This window comes from Nocardia brasiliensis (genome assembly GCF_011801125.1).
Taxonomy (GTDB): domain Bacteria; phylum Actinomycetota; class Actinomycetes; order Mycobacteriales; family Mycobacteriaceae; genus Nocardia; species Nocardia brasiliensis_C.
Map to the genome: position 1 here is coordinate 1912106 of NZ_CP046171.1, position 19189 is coordinate 1931294.

Genomic DNA, 19189 nt, shown 5'->3' on the forward strand with positions numbered 1-19189 from the left:
CGCCTTCGCCCTGCTCCGGTGGTGTGCCGGCCGAGTCCTCGGCCGTCCTCGAACGACCCCGCGACCGCGGCGCGGTGGGTGCCGGTGGGGTGGGGAATCCCGGTGATCCGGTGCTGGTTGAATGTACGGGCCCGTGAGCTGCGAGGGTGGGGCAGTGGGGCGTAATCGTTGATCCCCTTACCGATAGGCTTCCCTGTATGGCTGAGTTCATTTACACGATGAAGAAGGTTCGCAAGGCGCACGGCGACAAAGTCGTGCTCGACGATGTCACCTTGAACTTCCTTCCCGGCGCCAAGATCGGTGTCGTCGGCCCGAACGGTGCTGGTAAATCCAGTGTCCTGAAGATCATGGCCGGACTGGACCAGCCGAACAACGGCGACGCGTTCCTCGCGACCGACGCGACCGTCGGCATCCTGATGCAGGAGCCTGCGCTCAACGAGGAGAAGACGGTTCGCGGCAACGTCGAGGAGGGCCTCGGCGAGGTCAAGGTGAAGCTGGATCGCTTCAACGAGATCGCCGAGCTGATGGCGACCGACTACTCCGACGAGCTCATGGACGAGATGGGCAAGCTGCAGGAGTACCTCGATCACGCCGACGCCTGGGACGTCGACTCCCAGCTGGAGCAGGCCATGGACGCGCTGCGTTGCCCGCCGCCGGACGAGCCGGTCACCAACCTCTCCGGTGGTGAGCGTCGCCGCGTCGCGCTGTGCAAGCTGCTGCTGAGCAAGCCCGACCTGCTGCTGCTCGACGAGCCGACCAACCACCTCGACGCCGAGAGCGTGCTCTGGCTCGAACAGCACCTGGCCGCCTACACCGGCGCCGTCCTGGCCGTCACCCACGACCGGTACTTCCTCGACAACGTCGCCCAGTGGATTCTCGAACTGGACCGCGGTCGCGCCTACCCCTACGAGGGCAACTACTCCACCTACCTGGAGAAGAAGGCCCAGCGGCTCGAGGTGCAGGGCAAGAAGGATCAGAAGCTGCAGAAGCGGCTCAAGGACGAGCTCGCCTGGGTGCGCTCGGGCGCCAAGGCGCGCCAGGCCAAGAACAAGGCGCGCCTGGGTCGCTACGAGGAGATGGCGGCCGAGGCCGACAAGCACAGGAAGTTGGATTTCGAGGAGATCCAGATTCCGGCGGGCCCGCGCCTCGGCAACGTGGTCGTCGAGGTCGAGCACCTGGACAAGGGCTTCGGCGATCGTCAGCTGATCAAGGATCTGTCGTTCACGTTGCCGCGCAACGGCATCGTCGGCGTGATCGGTCCGAACGGTGTCGGTAAGACGACGCTGTTCAAGACGATCGTCGGCCTGGAGGCGCCGGACAGCGGCACGGTGAAGATCGGCGAGACGGTCAAGCTGAGCTACGTCGACCAGAACCGCGCGGGCATCGACCCGAAGAAGAATGTGTGGCAGGTGGTTTCCGAGGGCCTGGACTTCATCCAGGTCGGCAACCAGGAAATGCCGTCGCGGGCCTACGTCAGCGCGTTCGGCTTCAAGGGTCCGGATCAGCAGAAGCCCGCGGGCGTGCTCTCCGGTGGTGAGCGCAACCGGTTGAACCTGGCGCTGACCCTCAAGCAGGGTGGCAACCTGATCCTGCTCGACGAGCCCACCAACGACCTGGATGTGGAAACGCTCGGATCGCTGGAGAACGCGCTCGAGCAGTTCCCCGGTTGTGCCGTGGTCATCTCCCACGACCGCTGGTTCCTCGACCGGACCTGCACCCACATCCTCGCGTGGGAGGGTGACTCGGACAGCGAAGCCAAGTGGTTCTGGTTCGAGGGCAACTTCGAGGCGTACGAGGCCAACAAGATCGAGCGCCTCGGTGTCGAAGCGGCCCGTCCGCACCGCGTCACCCACCGCAAGCTGACCCGCGACTGATCCCGGTCGTTCCGGGGTAGGGGCCATGCGCACCTACCCCGGTCAGTGATACCCGAAAGACCTCATCGCACTGTCTCGGATCCGGCACAACGGCGACCGGCCCGCGCACACGACCCGCGCGGATCTCGCTAGGGTGGGACACGTGAATGCGAAGGCGCAGTTCGAGCAATCGGCGGTCCGCTCCGCCGACCTGGTGGCCGAGCTGAACCGAGGTACTTCGGCCCCGTTGCCGCCGCGGAAAGTACCTGTCGCGCACACCTGACGTTCGTGGGTCCGGACCGATGCTGTGCCGAGATCATCCGTTCGAGATCGGCAATCGCGTGGCGAACACGGCGGTTGAGGTGAACAACCCAGGATTGGAAGGGATTTCACCCCCGCGTCTTCGGCGTACAGCTACTCTCGGACCGGCGTCGCTTTGTTACGGAACCGAATCCGAGGAGTTGGCGAAAAAATGACGGTCTCGTCCGAATTGTCCAGTGCGGCGTGGGCCGCGAGTTTGCCGCAGGCACTGCGCGGCGAACTGGCGACCCTCGAGGAGGCGTATTTCCGCCACGTCGACGCTGGCGATGTGGACTGCGCGATCACCGGCATCACACAGATCTTCCGGCGGCACATGGAATTGGCCATGCACCGTCCGGCAGGCCGGGCACTAGTACGGGTGTACCACCCGGATGACAGCTCCGGCCTCGGCGCGGCGGTACAGGTCGTCACCGACGACATGCCGCTGCTGGTCGAGTCGATCACCTCGTCGCTGAGCAGGCTCGGCGTGAGCGTGAGCGAAGTTATCCATCCGATTTTCGAGGTCGAGCGCGACGCGGACGGACGCCTCGAGCAAGCCGCCCCGCACGAGGTGGACGGCAACGGCGCGGCCGGGCTGCGCGAATCCTGGATGCACCTGCAACTGCATCCGGCCACCAGCCGGGCCCAGCTGAGCCGGATCGAATCCGGCCTGCCGAACGTGGTCGCCGACGTGCGCCAGGTCATCGGCGACACCGAGGCGATCAAGCAGGTGCAGAGCGGGCTCGCCGACGACCTGGAGTTGGCCGCGAAGTCCGGCAACGCGCCGTTCTCGGAGACCGACCTGGTCGACACCGCGAACCTGCTGCGCTGGCTGGCCAGCGGCAACTTCACCGTGCTCGGCTACGCCCGCTACCGGCTGAGCTCGGATCAGGACCAGGAAACGTCCAACGCACTGCCCGGCACCTGCCTGGGCGTGCTGCGGCCCGACGTCGGCACCGATTTCCAGGTGCCGATCAACGCGATCGATCGGCCGCTGCTGATCCTGACCCAGGGCCTGGTCCCGGCCACCGTGCATCGCTCGGTCTACCCGTACTTCATCGGGGTGGCCGATTTCGACGAGGCGGGCACCATCGTCGGCGAGCACCTGTTCATCGGTGTCTTCACCGTCACCGCCGTGCACGAGAACGTGCTCGACATCCCGGTGATCGAGCGTCGCGTGCGCTCGGTGATCGAGGAGAGCGGGTTCGATCTGGAGTCGTTCTCCGGGCAGGCGATGCTCGAGGTCATCCAGTCCTTCCCGCGCACCGAGCTGTTCTCCTCCGACAACGACACGATGCGCAAGACCGCCGTCGCGGTGCTGAACGTCGGGCTGCGCAGGCAGGTGCGCCTGTTCCTGCGCGCGGACGGCTACGGCCGCTTCGTGGCCTGCCTGGTCTACCTGCCGCGCGATCGCTACACCACCCGGGTGCGCCTGGAGATGCAGGAGATCCTGGTCAGGGAGCTGGGCGGCGTCGACATCGACTACTCCGCCCGGGTCGCCGAAAGCGATTTGGCCAGTGTGTATTTCACGGTGCGCATGCCCGCGGCCGAGCGCGGCGCCCCGCGCTACGCCGCGGCCCCGGCGGCCGACACCTCCGAGGCCAACCGGCTGCGCATCCAGAGTCTGCTCGCCGAGGCGAGCCGCACCTGGGAAGACCACCTGAACGACGAGGTGAGCACCTCGACGATGCTCGATCCGGCGGTGGTGCAGCGCTACGCCGAGGCGTTCCCCGACGCCTACAAGGAGGACTTCGAAGCCGATCGCGCGCTGGCCGATATCGTCCGGCTCGAACACCTGCGCGACGGCGGCATCGACCAGTACCTGTACCGCAACGCGGGCTCGGATCCGGGCAGCTGGCGCTTCTCCCTCTACGTCGGGGGCGCGGGCATCTCGCTGAGCCAGGTGCTGCCGGTGCTGCAGAGCCTTGGTGTCGAGGTCGTCGACGAGCGGCCCTACCAGCTGGAGCTGGAACCACAGCTCGGCGCCGACCCGAGCAGCGGCGGGGAGCGCTGGATCTATGATTTCGGCCTGCTGGCCCGGCCGGAACTGCTGCGCAGCGCGCTCGATCGGGATCTGGACGCCGAACTGCTGGAGTCCTCCAAGCGCGCCGCGGTGCTCGAAGCCGAGGTGCGCGGTCTGCACGACCGCTTCACCGAGGCGTTCGAGGCGGCCTGGTACGGCCGTGCCGAAGCCGACGCGCTCAACGAGTTGGTGCTGCGTGCCCGGCTGCCGTGGCGCGCGGTGTCGATCCTGCGCGCCTACGCGAAATACCTGCAGCAGGCGGGCTTCCCGTACAGCCAGGCGAACATCTCCCGGGTGCTGCTGACCTATCCGGACGTGGCACGGCTGTTCGTCGATCTGTTCGGGGCGCGCTTCGACCCCGACACCGTCTCGGCCGAGCACGCCGCCGAACTGGAACACCAGGTGCGCAGCCGGATCGACGAGGTGGTCAGCCTGGATGCCGACCGCATCCTGCGCGCCATCCTCAACCTGATCCGTGCGACGCTGCGCACCAACTACTACGTCACCGATGCCGAAGGCATGCCGCGCGACTACCTGTCGATGAAGGTCGAGCCGCGCGAGATCAGCGAATTGCCCAAGCCGCGGCCGCAATTCGAGATCTTCGTGTACTCGCCCCGGGTCGAGGGCGTGCACCTGCGGTTCGGTCCGGTCGCGCGTGGCGGGTTGCGCTGGTCGGACCGCCTCGAGGATTTCCGCACCGAGGTGCTCGGCCTGGTCAAGGCGCAGGCGGTGAAGAACGCGGTGATCGTCCCGGTCGGCGCGAAGGGCGGCTTCGTGGTGAAGCAACCGCCCGCGGCCACCGGTGATCCGGTCGCGGATCGGCAGGCACTGGGCGCCGAGGGCGTCGCCTGCTACCGGACCTTCATCTCCGGCCTGCTGGATGTGACCGACAACGTCGATCGCGCCACCGGCGAGGTCGTGCCGCCCGCGCGGGTGGTCCGTCGCGACGGGGACGACACCTACCTGGTCGTCGCCGCCGACAAGGGCACCGCGACCTTCTCCGATATCGCCAACGATGTGGCCAAGCGCTACGGCTTCTGGCTCGGTGACGCGTTCGCCTCCGGTGGTTCGGCAGGCTACGACCACAAGGCGATGGGCATCACCGCCAAGGGCGCGTGGGAGAGCGTCAAGCGCCACTTCCTGGAGATGGACATCGACACCCAGGCAGAGGATTTCACTGTCGTGGGCATCGGTGACATGAGCGGTGACGTGTTCGGCAACGGCATGCTGCTCTCCGAGCACATCCGCCTGATCGCCGCGTTCGATCATCGGCACATCTTCTTGGACCCGAATCCCGACACGGCGGCGTCCTACGCCGAGCGGCAGCGCATGTTCCAGCTGCCGCGCTCGTCGTGGGCGGACTACGACGCCAAGCTGATCAGTGCAGGCGGCGGCGTGTGGGACCGCACGGTGAAGTCGGTGCCGATCAGCCCGCAGGCGCGCAAGGCCCTCGGCCTCGCCGACGATGTCGAGTCCCTCTCGCCGCCGGAGCTGGTGCGTGCGATCCTGCTCGCCCCGGTCCAGCTGCTGTGGAACGGCGGCATCGGCACCTACATCAAGGCGAGCACCGAGTCCAACGCCGACGTGGGCGACAAGTCCAACGACCCGGTCCGGGTCAACGGAAACCAGTTGCGCGTCAAGGTGATCGGTGAGGGCGGCAACCTGGGTGCGACGGCGCTCGGCCGGATCGAGTTCTGCCGCAACGGCGGCAAGATGAACACCGACGCGCTGGACAATTCGGCCGGTGTCGACTGCTCCGACCACGAGGTCAACATCAAGGTGCTGCTCGACGGCGTCGTCAGCAGTGGCGAGCTGCCCGAGCCCGAGCGCAACCCGCTGCTCGCCTCGATGACCGACGAGGTCGCGCAGATCGTGCTGGAAGACAATGTGGCGCAGAACTTCCTGATGGGGATCTCGCGCACCGACGCACCGCAGATGCTCAACGTGCACATGCGGCTGATCGACGACCTCGAGCAGCGCCGCGGCCTGGACCGCGAACTGGAGGCGCTGCCCTCGGAGGCGCAGATGCAGCGCATGCTCGAAGAGGGTGTCGGCCTGACCTCGCCGGAACTGGCGAATCTCATGGCACACGTGAAGCTTTCGCTCAAAGCGGATCTGTTGGAAACGGACCTGCCGGACAGCGCCTACTTCACCACCCGGCTGCCGGACTACTTCCCGACACCGCTGCGCGAGCGCTTCGGTGCGGCGATCAAGAAGCACCGGCTGCGTCGCGAGATCCTCACCACGATGATCGTCAACGAGATGGTCGACTACGGCGGCATCACCTACGCGCACCGGTTGAGCGAGGAGACCGGCGCCACCGCCACCGACTCCGTCCGCGCGTTCGCGGCGGCGACCGAGATCTTCGGCCTGCCGCAGATGTGGGCACGGATCCGGGCTGCCGATGCCACCACCTCGGTGCGTGACCTGCTGGAGCTGGAGACCAAGCGGACCCTGGACCGGGCGTCGCGCTGGTTCCTCAGCAACCGGCCGCAGCCGATCGCGGTCGGCGCGGAGATCAACCGGTACTGCCGCGGCGTGCAGGAATTGGCGCCGAAGGTGCCGGGTTGGCTGCGCGGCCACCACGTCTCGACGCTCACCGACCAGTCGGCCGAGCTGATCGCCCGCGGTGCGCCGACCGATCTGGCCACCGAGGTGTTCGGGTTGCTCAACCTGTTCCCGCTGCTGGACATCGTGGACATCGCCGACATCACCGATCGGGACGGCGACGAGGTCGGCGCGCTCTACTACGCGCTGAACGAGCACCTCAAGATCGACTGGTTGCTGGAGGCGGTCAGCCACCTCGAACGCGGCGACCGCTGGCACTCGCTGGCCAGGCTCGCGCTGCGCGACGACATGTACGCCTCGCTGCGCTCGCTCACCCTCGACGTGCTCTCCGCCGGAGACCCGGAGGAGAGCGCCGACGAGAAGATTGCATACTGGGAGTCGAAGAATCAGTCGAGGCTCGGGCGTGCCCGTGCCGCGCTGTCGGAGTTGTTCGAGTCCGGAACCCACGATCTCGCCACGCTGTCGGTTGCGGCGCGGCAAGTGCGAAGCATGGTGAGCGGGGTGGGCGCCCAGTCGGAGGTAGCAGCACGGTGACGAGTCCGCGGAACGGACACGGGGAGACGCAGGGCGGCCAAGCGGTGCTGCCCAAGCGTTTCCACACGCAGGTCGAGGTCCGCTGGTCGGACATGGATGCCTTCCAGCATGTGAACCATGCCCGCATGGTGACCCTGCTGGAGGAGGCGCGCATCCCGTGGCTGCTCGAGCCCGGCCGGCCGACCGCCGCGCTGGGCGCGGGCTGCGTCCTCGCCGATCTGCGTGTCCGTTACCGCGGCCAGTTGCGGCACGAGGACACACCGCTCGACATCGCCATGTGGATCGAGCAGTTGCGGGCCGTCGACTTCACCATCGGCTACGAGGTGCGGGCCGCCGCGGCGGCACCGGACTCGCCGCCCGCGGTGATCGCCTCGACGCAGATCGCCGCGTTCGACATGCGGGCGCAGCGGCTGCGCAGGCTGACCGACGATGAGCGGGACTATCTCGCGCAGTGGCGTAACGACTGACACCACACGGTCGTGATGTCTGAACAACGTGTGTTGCACGTGTCCGATCCGGCGGAGCGGGAGAATCTCGCGACGTTCCTGACTCGGGCGGTGCGGCTGGACCCCGCGGCGGTGGTGCGAATCCGCCGCCGCGGGGAGCAGTACGTGTCGGCCTGGGTGGCAACGGGTTTCGAGACGCTCGCGGTGCGCACCGTGGTCGCCGAGCTCGGCGTCGACGATGTCACCGTCGACGCCGAGCTGGTGTTGACCGGATTGGGCTCCGGCCTGCCGATCGACCTCGGGTATTCGATGGATTCCGCCTGGCGCGGCGCGCTGCCCCCGCCGGACGGTTTCGCGCACATCGACGATGTCCCGGCGCGCACCCTGGTCGAACTCGCCGAGCAGGGTGCGCGGTTGGCGAAGGAACATGGCAGCAGCCACGGTCCGCCCGCCTCACTGCTCGATCAGACGGTGCTGACCGTCTCTGGGTCGGGCACCCAGGTGCAAGTTCCGATGCGGGTCGTCTTCGCCCTCACCGCGATGGATTTCATTCCGCACTCCGGTGACAAGGCGGACTCGCGGCGCATCAGGCCGACCGAGATCGTCCGCGTGCGGGCCAGCCGAACCTGGCTGCGCATCGACGCCCGCTACGGTTCGGTCGCGCGCCGCATCGGCGGCGGAATACCGCTCTCGCCCACCTGATCACGCGCACCCAAGGAGTCGGGGGCACCGTGTTCTGCGGCTGGGTTGGTTCGCCGCTGCTGACTAGCCTTCCATGTGGGTGGGATGTATTGAAAGGCAAGGGATTACGGTGACATACGACTTGTCCGTTCGGGAGGGAGAACCGCCGTCGGATGAGGTCGTGTGCTACGACATCGATCAGGATCGGCTACGCACTGAGTCGCGTCCGAAGCATTGAATAGGTTGCCGTGCAACATGTCTCGGCGCTCAGGCGACGCCGAGAAAACGTAGGAGTGCGGTCGTCGCGGCGGCCGCGAGGATGACCACCAGGATCGGCAATTTGCGCCACGCCAGCACACCGGCTACGAGAACCCCTGCGGGCAAGGCGAATCCGAGATGACCGGTGCCCGCAGGCAGCGCGGTCACCGCGACGAGTGCGGCGAGCAACACCACCGCACCGACCTCGAGCACGCGAACTACCCGCGCGGGGAAGCGGATTCGCTCGCGCAAGGCCGGCCCGGCCCAGCGGAAGGCGAACGTGCCCGCGGCGAGCGCGAACATTCCGGCCAGCAACATCATTCGCAACTCGGCTCCAGGCTGGTGGGTGTGCGTTCAGGCGCCGGCACGGGTTGTTCTCGCCGTGGAATCGCGACCAGTACGCCCAAAAGTGCCACCAGCACCGGCATTCCGGCGGGCAGGAACGGCGCGCTGAGCAAGGCGAGTGTCACGCCGACCAGCACTGCGCGTAGCGTCGCGCGGTCACGCGACGCCGGAATCACCAGCGCGAGCAGCACCGCGGGAAATACCGCGTCCAGTCCGAGGATCGAGGTGTCGGATACCGCCGAGCCGATCAACGCGCCGACCGCAGCCCCGGTGGGCCAGGCGAGCAACACGCCGAAACCGGTGGCCCAGTAGGCCGCCCGTCTGCGTGCGGCGTCCGGTTGCGCGAGGGCCATCGCCACCGCTTCATCGTTCATCAGGTGCACGCCGACCATGCGGCGCCAGCCCGTGCCCACCACGTCCGGCACCGACAGCCCGTACGGCAGATGCCTGGCGTTGACCACCAAGCCCGCCAGCACGGCCGCGATCGGACTGCCGCCTGCCGCGACGATCCCGATGAACAGGAATTCCGCCCCGCCCGCCAGCACCGTGACGCCGAGCACGATGGGCAGCCATCCCGGAAGTCCGCTGGTCACCGCGGTGGCACCGTACGAGACGCCGATCACCCAGACCGCGAGACAGACCGCCGCGATTCCGGTGGACGTGTCCCGGCCGAGTGTTCGCCATATCGAACGCATGTTGTTTATGGTGAACATGGTGGCCGGATTCGTCAATATGGTTTTCTGTTGAGCGGTCTGCTACGTGAGGGGAGCTGGGATGGTGCGGGACGAAGCGACGGCGACGACGCCGCAGGCGATCATCGCTGTCGCGCTGCGGCGGGAACGGGCGCGGGCCGGGCTGTCCCTCACCGAGGTCGCGGGTCGCGCGGGCATCGCGAAGTCCACACTCTCGCAATTGGAATCGGGCACCGGCAATCCGAGTATCGAGACGCTGTGGGCGCTGTGCGTCGCGCTGGACATGCCCTTCTCGCGCCTGCTCGATCCGCCGCGACCGCGGGTTCAGGTGATTCGCGCGGGGGAGGGGCCGGTGCTGGCGGCCGAGCGTTCCGACTATCGCGCCGCGTTGCTGGCGGCCAGCCCGCCAGGCACGCGCCGCGACCTGTTCCGGGTGACCGCCGAACCCGGGCACGCGCGCAGCTCGGACCCGCATATGCCGGGCTCGGTCGAACATGTGCTGCTCGCGGCGGGCCGGGCCATGGTCGGTCTGGCCGACGAGCCGGTCGAACTGCACCCCGGCGACTACACCTCGTATCCGAGCGATCTCCCGCACGTCTTCGAGGCGCTCGAACCCGGCACCTGGGCGATGCTGGTGAACGAATACCCGTGAGCCACCGAGGCGTTCGGGACGGTCAGGCCGCGCCCTCGCCGAGGTACTGCAACCAGACCGGGTCGAGATCGGCCGTGGTGGACAGCAGCCGCCAGTGCGGGCCCTTGGGCGAGACCAGCGGTGCGCGCAATGTCCAGCCCAGCTCGCTCAACAGCTTGTCGGCTTTGCGGTGATTGCACGGCGCACAACTGGCGACGCAGTTCTCCCAGGAGTGTTCGCCGCCCCGGCTGCGCGGGATGACGTGGTCGATGGTTTCGGCCTTGCTCCCGCAGTAGCCGCAGCGATAGCGGTCGCGATGCATGAGGGCGGCGCGGGTCATCGGCACGCGGGCCCGATACGGCACGTGGACGTAGCTGCGCAGGCGGATCACCGAGGGAATGGTGACGGCGGACTCGGCGGAGTGGACTACCGGGCCGTCGGCGTCATGATGGACGGTGTCGGCCTTGTCGCAGATGAGCAGGACGATCGCGCGGCGCGCGGACAGAGCGGTGAGCGGCTCGTAGGTGGCGTTCAACAGCAGCACTCGGCGCTTCAACCAGCTCGGTGTCTCACTGGGCGGCGGTGCGAAGCGGTGCGCATGCTCGGGATGACCGTGATGCGCGCCCGGATGATAATCGGACAAGATATGCAGCGGAGTAGCCCCCGACCCACGATTGTGGACGTCGGCGGGCTGGAGTTGTCGATGCGCTCGCGCCTCGTGTGACCTGGCGCTATGCCGCTGCTTCATCTGGACCTCAATTTCATGATTGGCAGGATCATGCTGTTAGCTCGGCAGAGATTGCCACTCAGTTGACCATGGAACGACGGCCATTGCACGGTGATTTTCAACAATGTCCGGTTAACTGTGGCTGAAGAGCCACCAGTCCGCGATTTTCTACCGCCGGAAACGGCCATGTGGGCGGGCTGTGCGACCACGAGCGCGGCGATCGGAGCGCGCTTGCCCGCAACGGCCGCGCGCCGCGGAATTGGCGATCGTCGCGATTCTCGGCGATAACCGTGGGGATGGGGCAAAGGTGACGGGGCGCTGGGAAGGTCGCACAATGGTTGAGGCGCATCCAGCGAATCGAGAGGGTCTATGACTTCGGGCGAGCAGGCAGCAGCGGCAACGGCGGGCGAGCCGACGACGTCGTTCTACGAGGCGGTCGGCGGGGCGGAGACGTTCCGGCGCATCGTCGCCTCGTTCTACCGCGAGGTGGCGGCCGACGAGGTGCTCCGCCCGCTCTACCCAGAGCAGGACCTCGGTCCCGCCGAACGCAGGCTGCGGATGTTCCTCGAGCAATATTGGGGCGGCCCCCGCACCTACTCCGAGGAGCGTGGCCATCCGCGGCTGCGGATGCGGCACAACCCGTTCGTCATCGGGCCGATCGAGCGCGACGCGTGGCTGCGCTGCATGCGAATCGCCGTGGCCGAGATCGAACCCGAGCTGCTCGACGACGAGCATCGCAAGGCGCTGCTCGACTATATGGAGATGGCGGCGAATTCGCTGATGAACGCACCCTGGTGAGGTCGCCGCACGCGCGTACCCCTGCGGCCCGAGGTACTTCCCGTCTCGGCCGACGCATCCGCGCGCTCGCTGGCAATTTGCCCGAAGTTGAGATTACTGCTCCGCCTAAGGGTTTTTACCGTAGATCTTTGGCACTATTGCCTGTGTGACTGATACACCAGCCGGGCCGGCGACGGTGGATCGCAGCACACCACCATGGTGGCGGTCGGCCGTGTTCTACCAGGTATATCCCCGATCCTTCGCGGATTCCGACGGCGACGGCGTCGGTGATCTCGGCGGGGTCCGCGACAAGCTCGGCTACCTGGAACTACTCGGGGTCGACGCGCTCTGGGTGTGTCCGGTGATGCGCTCGCCGATGGCCGACGGCGGCTACGACGTCGCCGATCCCCGCGATATCGACCCGATGTTCGGCGGGCTGGCCGCGATGGACGAGCTGATCGCCGAGGCGCACTATCGCCAGATCAAGATCACGATGGACCTGGTGCCCAACCACACCAGCAGCGAGCATCCGTGGTTCCACGAGGCGCTCGAGGCGGGGCCGGGCAGCCCCGAACGCGCCCGCTACATCTTCCGCGACGGACGCGGGCCGGGTGGCGACGAGCCGCCGAACAACTGGCCGAGCATCTTCGGCGGTCCGGCCTGGAGCCGGGTCCGCGAAGCCGACGGCACGCCCGGTCAGTGGTATCTGCACATCTTCGCGCCCGAACAGCCGGATCTGAACTGGGAAAACCCGGAGGTGGCCGCGGACTTCGAGAAAACGCTGCGCTTCTGGCTCGACCGCGGCGTCGACGGCTTCCGGATCGACGTGGCGCACGGCATGGCCAAGCCCGAAGGGCTGCCGGACATGGCGAAGGTCACCTCCGCGTTGCTCGTCAACGATGACGACGATCTGCGCTTCAACAATCCGGCGGTGCACGAGATCCACCGGCGCATCCGCACGGTGCTCGACGAATATCCCGACGTGGTGTCCATCGGCGAGGTATGGGTCAACGACAACGTCCGCTTCGGTGAATACGTCCGTGCCGACGAACTGCACCTGGCGTTCAACTTCCGCTTGGCCGAGACCGAGTTCGACGCGGACAGTGTGCGCGACGCGATCGACAACTCGCTCGCCGCGGTCACTCCGGTAGCCGCCGCCCCCACCTGGACGTTGTCCAACCACGACATCAAGCGCGAGGTCACCCGTTACGGCGGCGGACCGGTGGGGGTGGCCCGGGCACGCGCGATGATCCTGCTCGAGCTCGCGTTGCCCGGGGCCGTGTTCATCTACAACGGTGCCGAACTCGGCCTGCCGAACGTGGACGACCTGCCGGACGACGCGCTCCAGGACCCGGCGTGGGAACGGTCCGGGCACAGCGAACGCGGCCGCGACGGTTGCCGGGTGCCGATTCCCTGGGAGGGCGACACGCCACCGTTCGGATTCACCACCGGCACACCGTGGTTGCCGATGCCCGCCGCCTGGGCGAGCGATACGGTCGAGGCGCAGTTGGAGGAACTCGGCTCGACCCTTTCGCTGTACCGGATGGCCATCGAGCTGCGCGGCATGCGGCCGGAGTTCGCGGGCGACCGGATCGAGTGGTACGGCAGCCCGCCCGGTTGCCTCGCGTTCCGTCGTCCGGGCGGACTGGTCTGCGTGCTCAACGCCTCGAACACGCCGACCCAACTGCCACCCGGCGACGTGCTGCTCGCCAGCGTCCCACTCGAGGGTGGGCTGCTGCCGCCGAACGCGTCCGCCTGGCTGGTCTAGTGATCACCCGAGTGCGTGTGCACAGCTGAGCCGGAGTGCGTGCGCAATGGCAAAATCGCTGGGCGCCAAGGGATTTGCTGGAATTCCAGCTGCGACCGAGCGTGGTCCAGTGCGTTTGCGTGGGTCTCGCACCTGATCGCGGGCGGGCGGTCGCAGGGTGCCGCGACGGGTCCGGACGGAGGGCGACACGGTGGGTGAGGGCCACCAGAAGGCGAACTACTACACAGCATCGTCTACCGTTGGACTGTGAGCATTCTCGAGACAGTGCTGATCTTCGGCGGCATCCCGCTGGTGATTTATGGCGCGATCGCCGGATTGTCGTATCTCGGTAAGCCACTCGCTGGTGAGAAGCCGGCCCACTACGACCTCGGTCAGCAGTGGACGTCGGCGCCGGTGCTGTGGAGTGCGACCGACGAGGTGACCTCGGCGGTTCATCACGAAAGGGCGGAAGAGGCGCACGGCGGGCATGCGGAGCCGCATGGTCATCACGCGGCCATCGACGCCCCCAAGGCGGAGCTGATCGGAGGCCGGGCAAGTGGCAAGTTCTAAGTGGCCCGCGGTGGTCGAGGCCGACCTGCCGCACGGGTACGTCGTCACCAGCAGCGGACGCGTGTCCGGTGTGCACGAGGCAGGCGACGTGTTCAAGGAGGCCCCGTTCAGCGATGAAGAGCGCCTGACCGTCGACAACGTGCTCACCGAGGCGACCCGCGCGACCAAGGTGCGGTTCAACATCTACATCGGCGATCTCGGCGCCGATCCGGCCGCGGGCGCGGACGCGATCTTCCCCTCGACCCCCGAGGCGAAGGGGTCGGTGCTCATCGCCGTCTCGCCCAACGACAAGGCGATCGAGGTGCGCTCCGGTCGCGATGTGGCCGACCGCGCGAACGACCGCGTCTGCCAGCTCGGCGTCACCGCCGCGCTGAGCTCGTTCCGGCAGGGGCAGCTGATCGACGGACTGGTTTCCGCGGTCCGCGTGATGGCCGCCGCCATCGGCCGCTGAGTATCCGAAACCAGGCGTTACCGCCGCTGGGCGGTCGCGTGCCGCATCGGCGAAACCGCGAGCGTGTTCTTCTTCCGGCGCGCACACCCGAGCAGGGTGTGCGCGCCGGTTTCGTTCGCGTGCACCAGCGCGCGCAGACGTGATCCGATTCTTTTCGGCAAGCACCAGATATAGGGGTTGTTGGTCGTCGCGCCGCTCGCGCACCGTGGGGAGATGCAGATTCTTGTCACGGGAGCCACCGGCAACATCGGTCGCAAGGTCGTCGATCATCTCGTCGCGGCCGGAGCGCCCAACGTGCGTGCGCTCACCAACAACCCGGCGCGGGCCGCGCTGCCCGCGGGCGTCGAAGTCGTCGAGGGCTACCTGGGCCGCGTGTCCTCGCTGCCCGCCGCGTTCGAGGGGGTCGACCGGATGTATCTCGCGCCGCTGCTGGACACCGTCGACGAGGTGGTGGCGCTGGCCGAGCAGGCTGGTGTCAAGCAGATCGTGGATCTCTCGGGCGAAGCCCATTGGACGCCGATCGTGACCGCGGTCGAGAACTCGGGGATCGACTGGACGCATCTGTTCACCGGTGACTTCATCGAGAACTCCACGATCTGGGCCGATCAGATCCGTGCGTCCGACGAGATTCGCGATCCGTTCCCCGAGGTCGCGAGCATGCCGATCACGATGGACGACATCGCGCGGGTCGCCGCGGCGGTCCTGCTCTCCGACGGTCACACGGGCCGGACCTACGAGCTCACCGGTCCGCAGGCACTCACTCGTGCCGAGCGCGTCCAGCAGATCGGCACGGCGCTCGGGCGGCGGCTCACGGTGCGAAAGGTGCCGCGCGAGGAGGCGATTCAGATCTTCGCCCGCAGCATGGGGGACGGCGCCGAATGGTACGTGGACACGACCGGATCTATGGTCGGTTGGCAGCCCGAACCCACCGGCACCGTGGCGGAGCTCACCGGTAGTCCCGCCACCACGTTCGCGAGCTGGGCGGCGGCCAATACCGCGGCCTTCGCGTGAACGACGAAGCCCCCGCCCCGGTCCGGTGATCCGGCGGGGCGGGGGCACGACGCACTAGCGCGCGTCGAACGCGCGGGCGCGCAGGGCGCGTTCGACGCCCGCCTTGCCCTCGCTGACCAGGCGGCGCAGGGCGGGCGGGAGGTCACCGGCGAGGAACTTGTCGGCGGCGGCGACCGCGTCGGCGCTGACGTCCCAGATCGGGTACAGGCCGACCACCACGGTCTGCGCGACCTCGCTGGAGCGCCGTTCCCAGACCTGCGGTACCTCGGCGAAGTAGCGCTCGACGTACGGCGCGAGCAACTCGGCCTGACCGACCGGCGCGAAACCGGCGACGATCGCGCGGGTGGTGATGTTGGAGACCGAGTCGTCCTCGAACACCGTGTGCCACGCCTGCGCCTTGACCTCCGCGATCGGACGCGCGGTCGCCGCCGTGGCCGCCTGGCGCTTGCCCGCCGCGGTCGGGTCGTTGGCGAGCTCCTGGTCGATGAACGGGGTGGCCAGGCCGTCGGCGTCGATCTCGCCCGCGATCGCCAGCGCGATGACCAGGCGCCAGCGCAGGTCGGTGTCGACCACGAGGCCGGGCAGTCCGACCTTGGCCGGGTCGCCGTCGAGCAGCTCGCGCAGCACCTCGGTGTGCCAGGCCGACAGCTTGGCGCCGGCGAGCGCGTTGACGAAGGCCAGTTGATGATCCGAGCCCGCCTCGGCCTCGCGCGCGAGTTCCAGCAGCCGGTCCGCGTACTCGGTCCAGCCGGTGCTCGCCGCCCATTCCGGGTCGGCGTAGCTGGCGAGTGCGAGGTTGGCCTGCATCAGGAGTCGTTGCACCACACCGATTTCGGTCTCCGCACCGACGCCGCGCTGGACCAGCGCGAGGTAGTCGCGGGCCCGCAGTTCGGCCTGCCTGGTCATCTCCCACGCGGCCGACCAGGCCAGGGTACGGGGGAGCGGCTCGGCGATATCGGCGATTCGGTTGATCAGCACGTCCAGCGAGCCCGGGTCGAGGCGCACCGAGCAGTAGGTCAGGTCGTCGTCGTTCACCAGTACCAGCTGCCCGCTGGATGCGCCGACCAGCTCGGGCACGTCGGTGCGCTCGGCGGGGTCGAGGTCGAGCTCGACGCGCTTGGTGCGCACCAGCTTTCCGTCGTGGTCGTCGTACACGCCGATGGCGAGCCGGTGCACCCGGCGCTCGCCGGCGCCGGGTTCGGCGCCGTCCTGCACGACCGCGAACGAGGTGAACTTGCCGTCACCGTCGACCTCGAACTCGGGGCGCAGGGTGTTCAGGCCGGTGGTCTTGAGCCACTGCGCGCCCCAGGTGGAAAGGTCACGCCCGGAAGATTTTTCGAGCGCGGTGAGCAGATCGTCGAACGTCGCGTTGCCGTAGGCATGGTCGGCGAAGTAGGCGCGCAGCCCGGCCAGGAACGGCTCGAGCCCGACGTAGGCGACGAGCTGCTTGAGCACCGAAGCGCCCTTGGCATAGGTGATTCCGTCGAAGTTGACCTCCACTGCGGCCAGGTCCGGGATGTCGGCGGCGATCGGGTGGGTGGAGGGCAGCTGGTCCTGCCGGTACGCCCAGGACTTCTCCACGTTCGCGAAAGTTGTCCAGGCACTGGTGTATTCGGTCGCCTCGGCCTGGCACAGCACCGAGGCGAAGGTCGCGAACGACTCGTTCAGCCACAGGTCGTCCCACCACTTCATGGTGACCAGGTCGCCGAACCACATGTGTGCCATCTCGTGCAGCACGGTCTCGGCGCGACGCTCGTAGGACGCGCGCGTCACCTTGGACCGGAAGACGTAGTCCTCCAGGAAGGTCACCGCGCCCGCGTTCTCCATCGCGCCCGCGTTGAACTCCGGCACGAACAGCTGGTCGTACTTGCCGAACGCGTACGGCACGCCGAAGTTGCTGTGGTAGAAGCCGAATCCCTGCTTCGTCTCGGTGAACAGCCGCTCGGCGTCCATGTGCTCGGCGAGCGAGGCGCGGCAGTAGATGCCGAGCGGGATGCTGTCGTGGTCGTCGGTGTAGACGTCGGTCCACTGCGCGTACGGGCCCGCGATCAGCGCGACGAGGTAGGTGCTCATCCGCGGGGTGGTGCGGAAGACATGCTTACCCGGTTCTGCCGCAAGGGTTTCCACGACGGCGCTGTTGGAGATGACCTGCCAGTCCTGCGGCGCGGTGACCCGCACGTCGAAGGTGGCCTTCAGGTCCGGCTGGTCGAAGCACGCGAACATCCGCTTGGCGTCGGCGGTTTCGAACTGGGAGTACAGGTAGACGGCGTCGTCGGTCGGATCGACGAAGCGGTGCAGGCCCTCGCCGGTGTGGGAGTACTCGCAGTCGGCCTCCACCACCAGTTCGTTGGTCGCGGCCAGGTCGGGCAGCGTGATGCCGGTGGACTCGTCGTAGCCGGTGACGTCGAGCGCGGTGCCGTTGAGCACCGCCGAGCGCACGCCGCGTGCGACCAGATCGATGAACGTGCTCGCGCCCGGCGTCGCGGTGAAGGTGACGGTGCTGCGCGAGAAGAAGGTCTGTTCGCCCGGTTTGCCGGCACCGTCGGTCAGGTCGAGGTCGATGCGATAGTTCTCGACCGAGACGGTCGAGGCGCGTTCGATGGCCTGGTCGCGAGTCAGGTTCGGTGCGGACATAAGGCTCCTTCGGGTTCGAAGAACTACTCGGGCGCTCCCCACGATGCCACCTGGGTAAGGTTGCCCGCGCGGGACTTTTTTCTGAAACCCTATCCAGGAATGGAGCTGCGCAGTGAAGCATGTGCACGCCGGCAAGGTGCGCGACCTCTACGAGGACGGCGACACCCTGCTGCTCGTCGCGTCCGACCGGGTCTCGGTCTACGACGTGGTGCTGCCGACGCCGATCCCGGACAAGGGCGCGATGCTGACCCAGCTGTCCAACTGGTGGTTCGACTACTTCACCGATGTGCCCAACCATGTGATCTCCGCGACCGATGTGCCCGCCGAGTTCGCCGGCCGTGCCATCCGGGTCAAGCCGCTGAAGATGGTGCAGGTCGAGTGCATCGCCCGCGGCTACCTGGTCGGGTCGGGCCTGAAGGAATATCAGCAGACCGGCGCGGTGTCCGGTGTCGCGCTGCCGCCCGGCCTGCGCGAGGGCGACAAGCTGCCCGAGCCGATCTTCACCCCGACCACCAAGGCGTCCGAGGGTCACGACGAGTCGATCACCTTCGACGATGTGGTGCACCAGGAGGGGCGCGCGGTGGCCGAGCGGCTGCGCGAGCTGACCCTGCACATCTACACCCGCGGTGCCGCGCACGCCGCCGAGCGCGGTGTCATCGTCGCCGACACCAAGGTCGAGTTCGGCTGGGACGGTGACACCCTCACCCTCGGTGACGAGGTGCTCACCTCCGATTCGTCGCGGTTCTGGCCCGCCGCCGAGTGGGAACCGGGCCGTCCGCAACGTTCCTTCGACAAGCAGTTCGTCCGGGACTGGTCCACGTCGACCGGATGGAACAAGGAATACCCCGGCCCCGAGATTCCGGCCGACATCGTCGAGGTCACCCGCCAGAAGTACCGCGAGGCTTACGAACTCATCACCGGCAGCACCTGGTCGTAGCCCG

15 protein-coding genes are annotated in these 19189 nt (G+C 67.7%); 11 read left to right on the top strand and 4 right to left on the bottom strand.

From position 1 onward, the window contains the following. The first annotated feature begins 197 nt into the window (after positions 1-197). The 4 genes from ettA (at position 198) to F5X71_RS08585 (ending at position 8426) form a co-directional block, all read left to right on the top strand. A complete protein-coding gene (gene ettA, locus F5X71_RS08570) occupies positions 198-1874 on the top strand; it encodes an energy-dependent translational throttle protein EttA (protein ID WP_167461463.1) in 1677 nt (558 codons plus the stop codon). A gap of 451 nt (positions 1875-2325) precedes the next feature. Next, positions 2326-7278 carry an NAD-glutamate dehydrogenase gene (locus F5X71_RS08575; RefSeq protein ID WP_167461464.1) on the top strand — a complete coding sequence of 1651 codons (4953 nt, stop codon included), beginning with the start codon at positions 2326-2328 and terminating at the stop codon, positions 7276-7278. A gap of 44 nt (positions 7279-7322) precedes the next feature. Continuing rightward, on the top strand, positions 7323-7745 hold the full coding sequence (locus F5X71_RS08580) for an acyl-CoA thioesterase (protein ID WP_275106797.1): 423 nt from the start codon (positions 7323-7325) through the stop codon (positions 7743-7745). Positions 7746-7760: 15 nt separating this feature from the next. Continuing rightward, positions 7761-8426, top strand: coding sequence for a hypothetical protein (locus F5X71_RS08585; protein ID WP_167461466.1), 666 nt, complete (start codon positions 7761-7763; stop codon positions 8424-8426). A 246-nt stretch (positions 8427-8672) separates the two neighbouring features. Here the strand turns inward: F5X71_RS08585 and F5X71_RS08590 are convergent, their stop codons facing one another. Both F5X71_RS08590 and F5X71_RS08595 read right to left on the bottom strand, forming a co-directional pair. Next, positions 8673-8984, bottom strand: coding sequence for an AzlD domain-containing protein (locus tag F5X71_RS08590; RefSeq protein ID WP_167466313.1), 312 nt, complete (start codon positions 8982-8984; stop codon positions 8673-8675). Then, the gene (locus F5X71_RS08595) at positions 8981-9703 is read right to left on the bottom strand and encodes an AzlC family ABC transporter permease (protein WP_167461467.1); all 723 of its coding nucleotides are present in this window, start codon (positions 9701-9703) and stop codon (positions 8981-8983) included. Before F5X71_RS08595 ends, F5X71_RS08590 begins: the two co-directional genes overlap by 4 nt. A gap of 79 nt (positions 9704-9782) precedes the next feature. Between F5X71_RS08595 and F5X71_RS08600 the strand changes: the two genes are divergently transcribed. After that, positions 9783-10352, top strand: coding sequence for a helix-turn-helix domain-containing protein (locus F5X71_RS08600; RefSeq protein ID WP_167461468.1), 570 nt, complete (start codon positions 9783-9785; stop codon positions 10350-10352). Between the two features lie 22 nt (positions 10353-10374). Here the strand turns inward: F5X71_RS08600 and F5X71_RS08605 are convergent, their stop codons facing one another. After that, positions 10375-11079 carry an HNH endonuclease gene (locus F5X71_RS08605; protein ID WP_174817026.1) on the bottom strand — a complete coding sequence of 235 codons (705 nt, stop codon included), beginning with the start codon at positions 11077-11079 and terminating at the stop codon, positions 10375-10377. A 348-nt stretch (positions 11080-11427) separates the two neighbouring features. On the opposite strand from F5X71_RS08605, the gene F5X71_RS08610 reads away from it, so the two are divergent. The 5 genes from F5X71_RS08610 to F5X71_RS08630 all read left to right on the top strand — a co-directional run bounded on the left by F5X71_RS08610 (position 11428) and on the right by F5X71_RS08630 (position 15614). Further along, complete coding sequence (locus F5X71_RS08610; RefSeq protein WP_167461469.1) at positions 11428-11856, top strand: globin; 429 nt, start codon at positions 11428-11430, stop codon at positions 11854-11856. Positions 11857-12001: 145 nt separating this feature from the next. Then, complete coding sequence (locus F5X71_RS08615) at positions 12002-13603, top strand: glycoside hydrolase family 13 protein (protein WP_238815789.1); 1602 nt, start codon at positions 12002-12004, stop codon at positions 13601-13603. 246 nt (positions 13604-13849) lie between these two features. Next, on the top strand, positions 13850-14152 hold the full coding sequence (gene ctaJ / locus F5X71_RS08620; RefSeq protein ID WP_029895288.1) for an aa3-type cytochrome oxidase subunit CtaJ: 303 nt from the start codon (positions 13850-13852) through the stop codon (positions 14150-14152). After that, positions 14139-14603, top strand: a complete 465-nt coding sequence (locus tag F5X71_RS08625) for a DUF5130 domain-containing protein (protein ID WP_167461470.1) — start codon at positions 14139-14141, stop codon at positions 14601-14603. Before ctaJ ends, F5X71_RS08625 begins: the two co-directional genes overlap by 14 nt. A gap of 213 nt (positions 14604-14816) precedes the next feature. After that, positions 14817-15614 carry an NAD(P)H-binding protein gene (locus tag F5X71_RS08630; RefSeq protein WP_167461471.1) on the top strand — a complete coding sequence of 266 codons (798 nt, stop codon included), beginning with the start codon at positions 14817-14819 and terminating at the stop codon, positions 15612-15614. 54 nt (positions 15615-15668) lie between these two features. Here F5X71_RS08630 and pepN read toward each other — a convergent pair whose 3' ends face one another. After that, positions 15669-18248 carry an aminopeptidase N gene (pepN, locus tag F5X71_RS08635; RefSeq protein WP_167461472.1) on the bottom strand — a complete coding sequence of 860 codons (2580 nt, stop codon included), beginning with the start codon at positions 18246-18248 and terminating at the stop codon, positions 15669-15671. A 112-nt stretch (positions 18249-18360) separates the two neighbouring features. Between pepN and F5X71_RS08640 the strand changes: the two genes are divergently transcribed. After that, the gene (locus F5X71_RS08640) at positions 18361-19185 is read left to right on the top strand and encodes a phosphoribosylaminoimidazolesuccinocarboxamide synthase (protein ID WP_167461473.1); all 825 of its coding nucleotides are present in this window, start codon (positions 18361-18363) and stop codon (positions 19183-19185) included. Positions 19186-19189 lie beyond the last annotated feature (4 nt).

Excerpts from the sequence above, each read along its gene's own strand:
- ettA (WP_167461463.1), top strand. The coding sequence starts at position 198 with ATGGCTGAGTTCATTTACACGATGAAGAAGGTTCGCAAGGCGCACGGC.
- F5X71_RS08575 (WP_167461464.1), top strand. The coding sequence starts at position 2,326 with ATGACGGTCTCGTCCGAATTGTCCAGTGCGGCGTGGGCCGCGAGTTTG.
- F5X71_RS08585 (WP_167461466.1), top strand. The coding sequence starts at position 7,761 with ATGTCTGAACAACGTGTGTTGCACGTGTCCGATCCGGCGGAGCGGGAG.
- F5X71_RS08590 (WP_167466313.1), bottom strand. The coding sequence starts at position 8,984 with ATGATGTTGCTGGCCGGAATGTTCGCGCTCGCCGCGGGCACGTTCGCC.
- F5X71_RS08595 (WP_167461467.1), bottom strand. The coding sequence starts at position 9,703 with ATGCGTTCGATATGGCGAACACTCGGCCGGGACACGTCCACCGGAATC.
- F5X71_RS08600 (WP_167461468.1), top strand. The coding sequence starts at position 9,783 with ATGGTGCGGGACGAAGCGACGGCGACGACGCCGCAGGCGATCATCGCT.
- F5X71_RS08605 (WP_174817026.1), bottom strand. The coding sequence starts at position 11,079 with ATGAAGCAGCGGCATAGCGCCAGGTCACACGAGGCGCGAGCGCATCGA.
- F5X71_RS08610 (WP_167461469.1), top strand. The coding sequence starts at position 11,428 with ATGACTTCGGGCGAGCAGGCAGCAGCGGCAACGGCGGGCGAGCCGACG.
- F5X71_RS08630 (WP_167461471.1), top strand. The coding sequence starts at position 14,817 with ATGCAGATTCTTGTCACGGGAGCCACCGGCAACATCGGTCGCAAGGTC.
- pepN (WP_167461472.1), bottom strand. The coding sequence starts at position 18,248 with ATGTCCGCACCGAACCTGACTCGCGACCAGGCCATCGAACGCGCCTCG.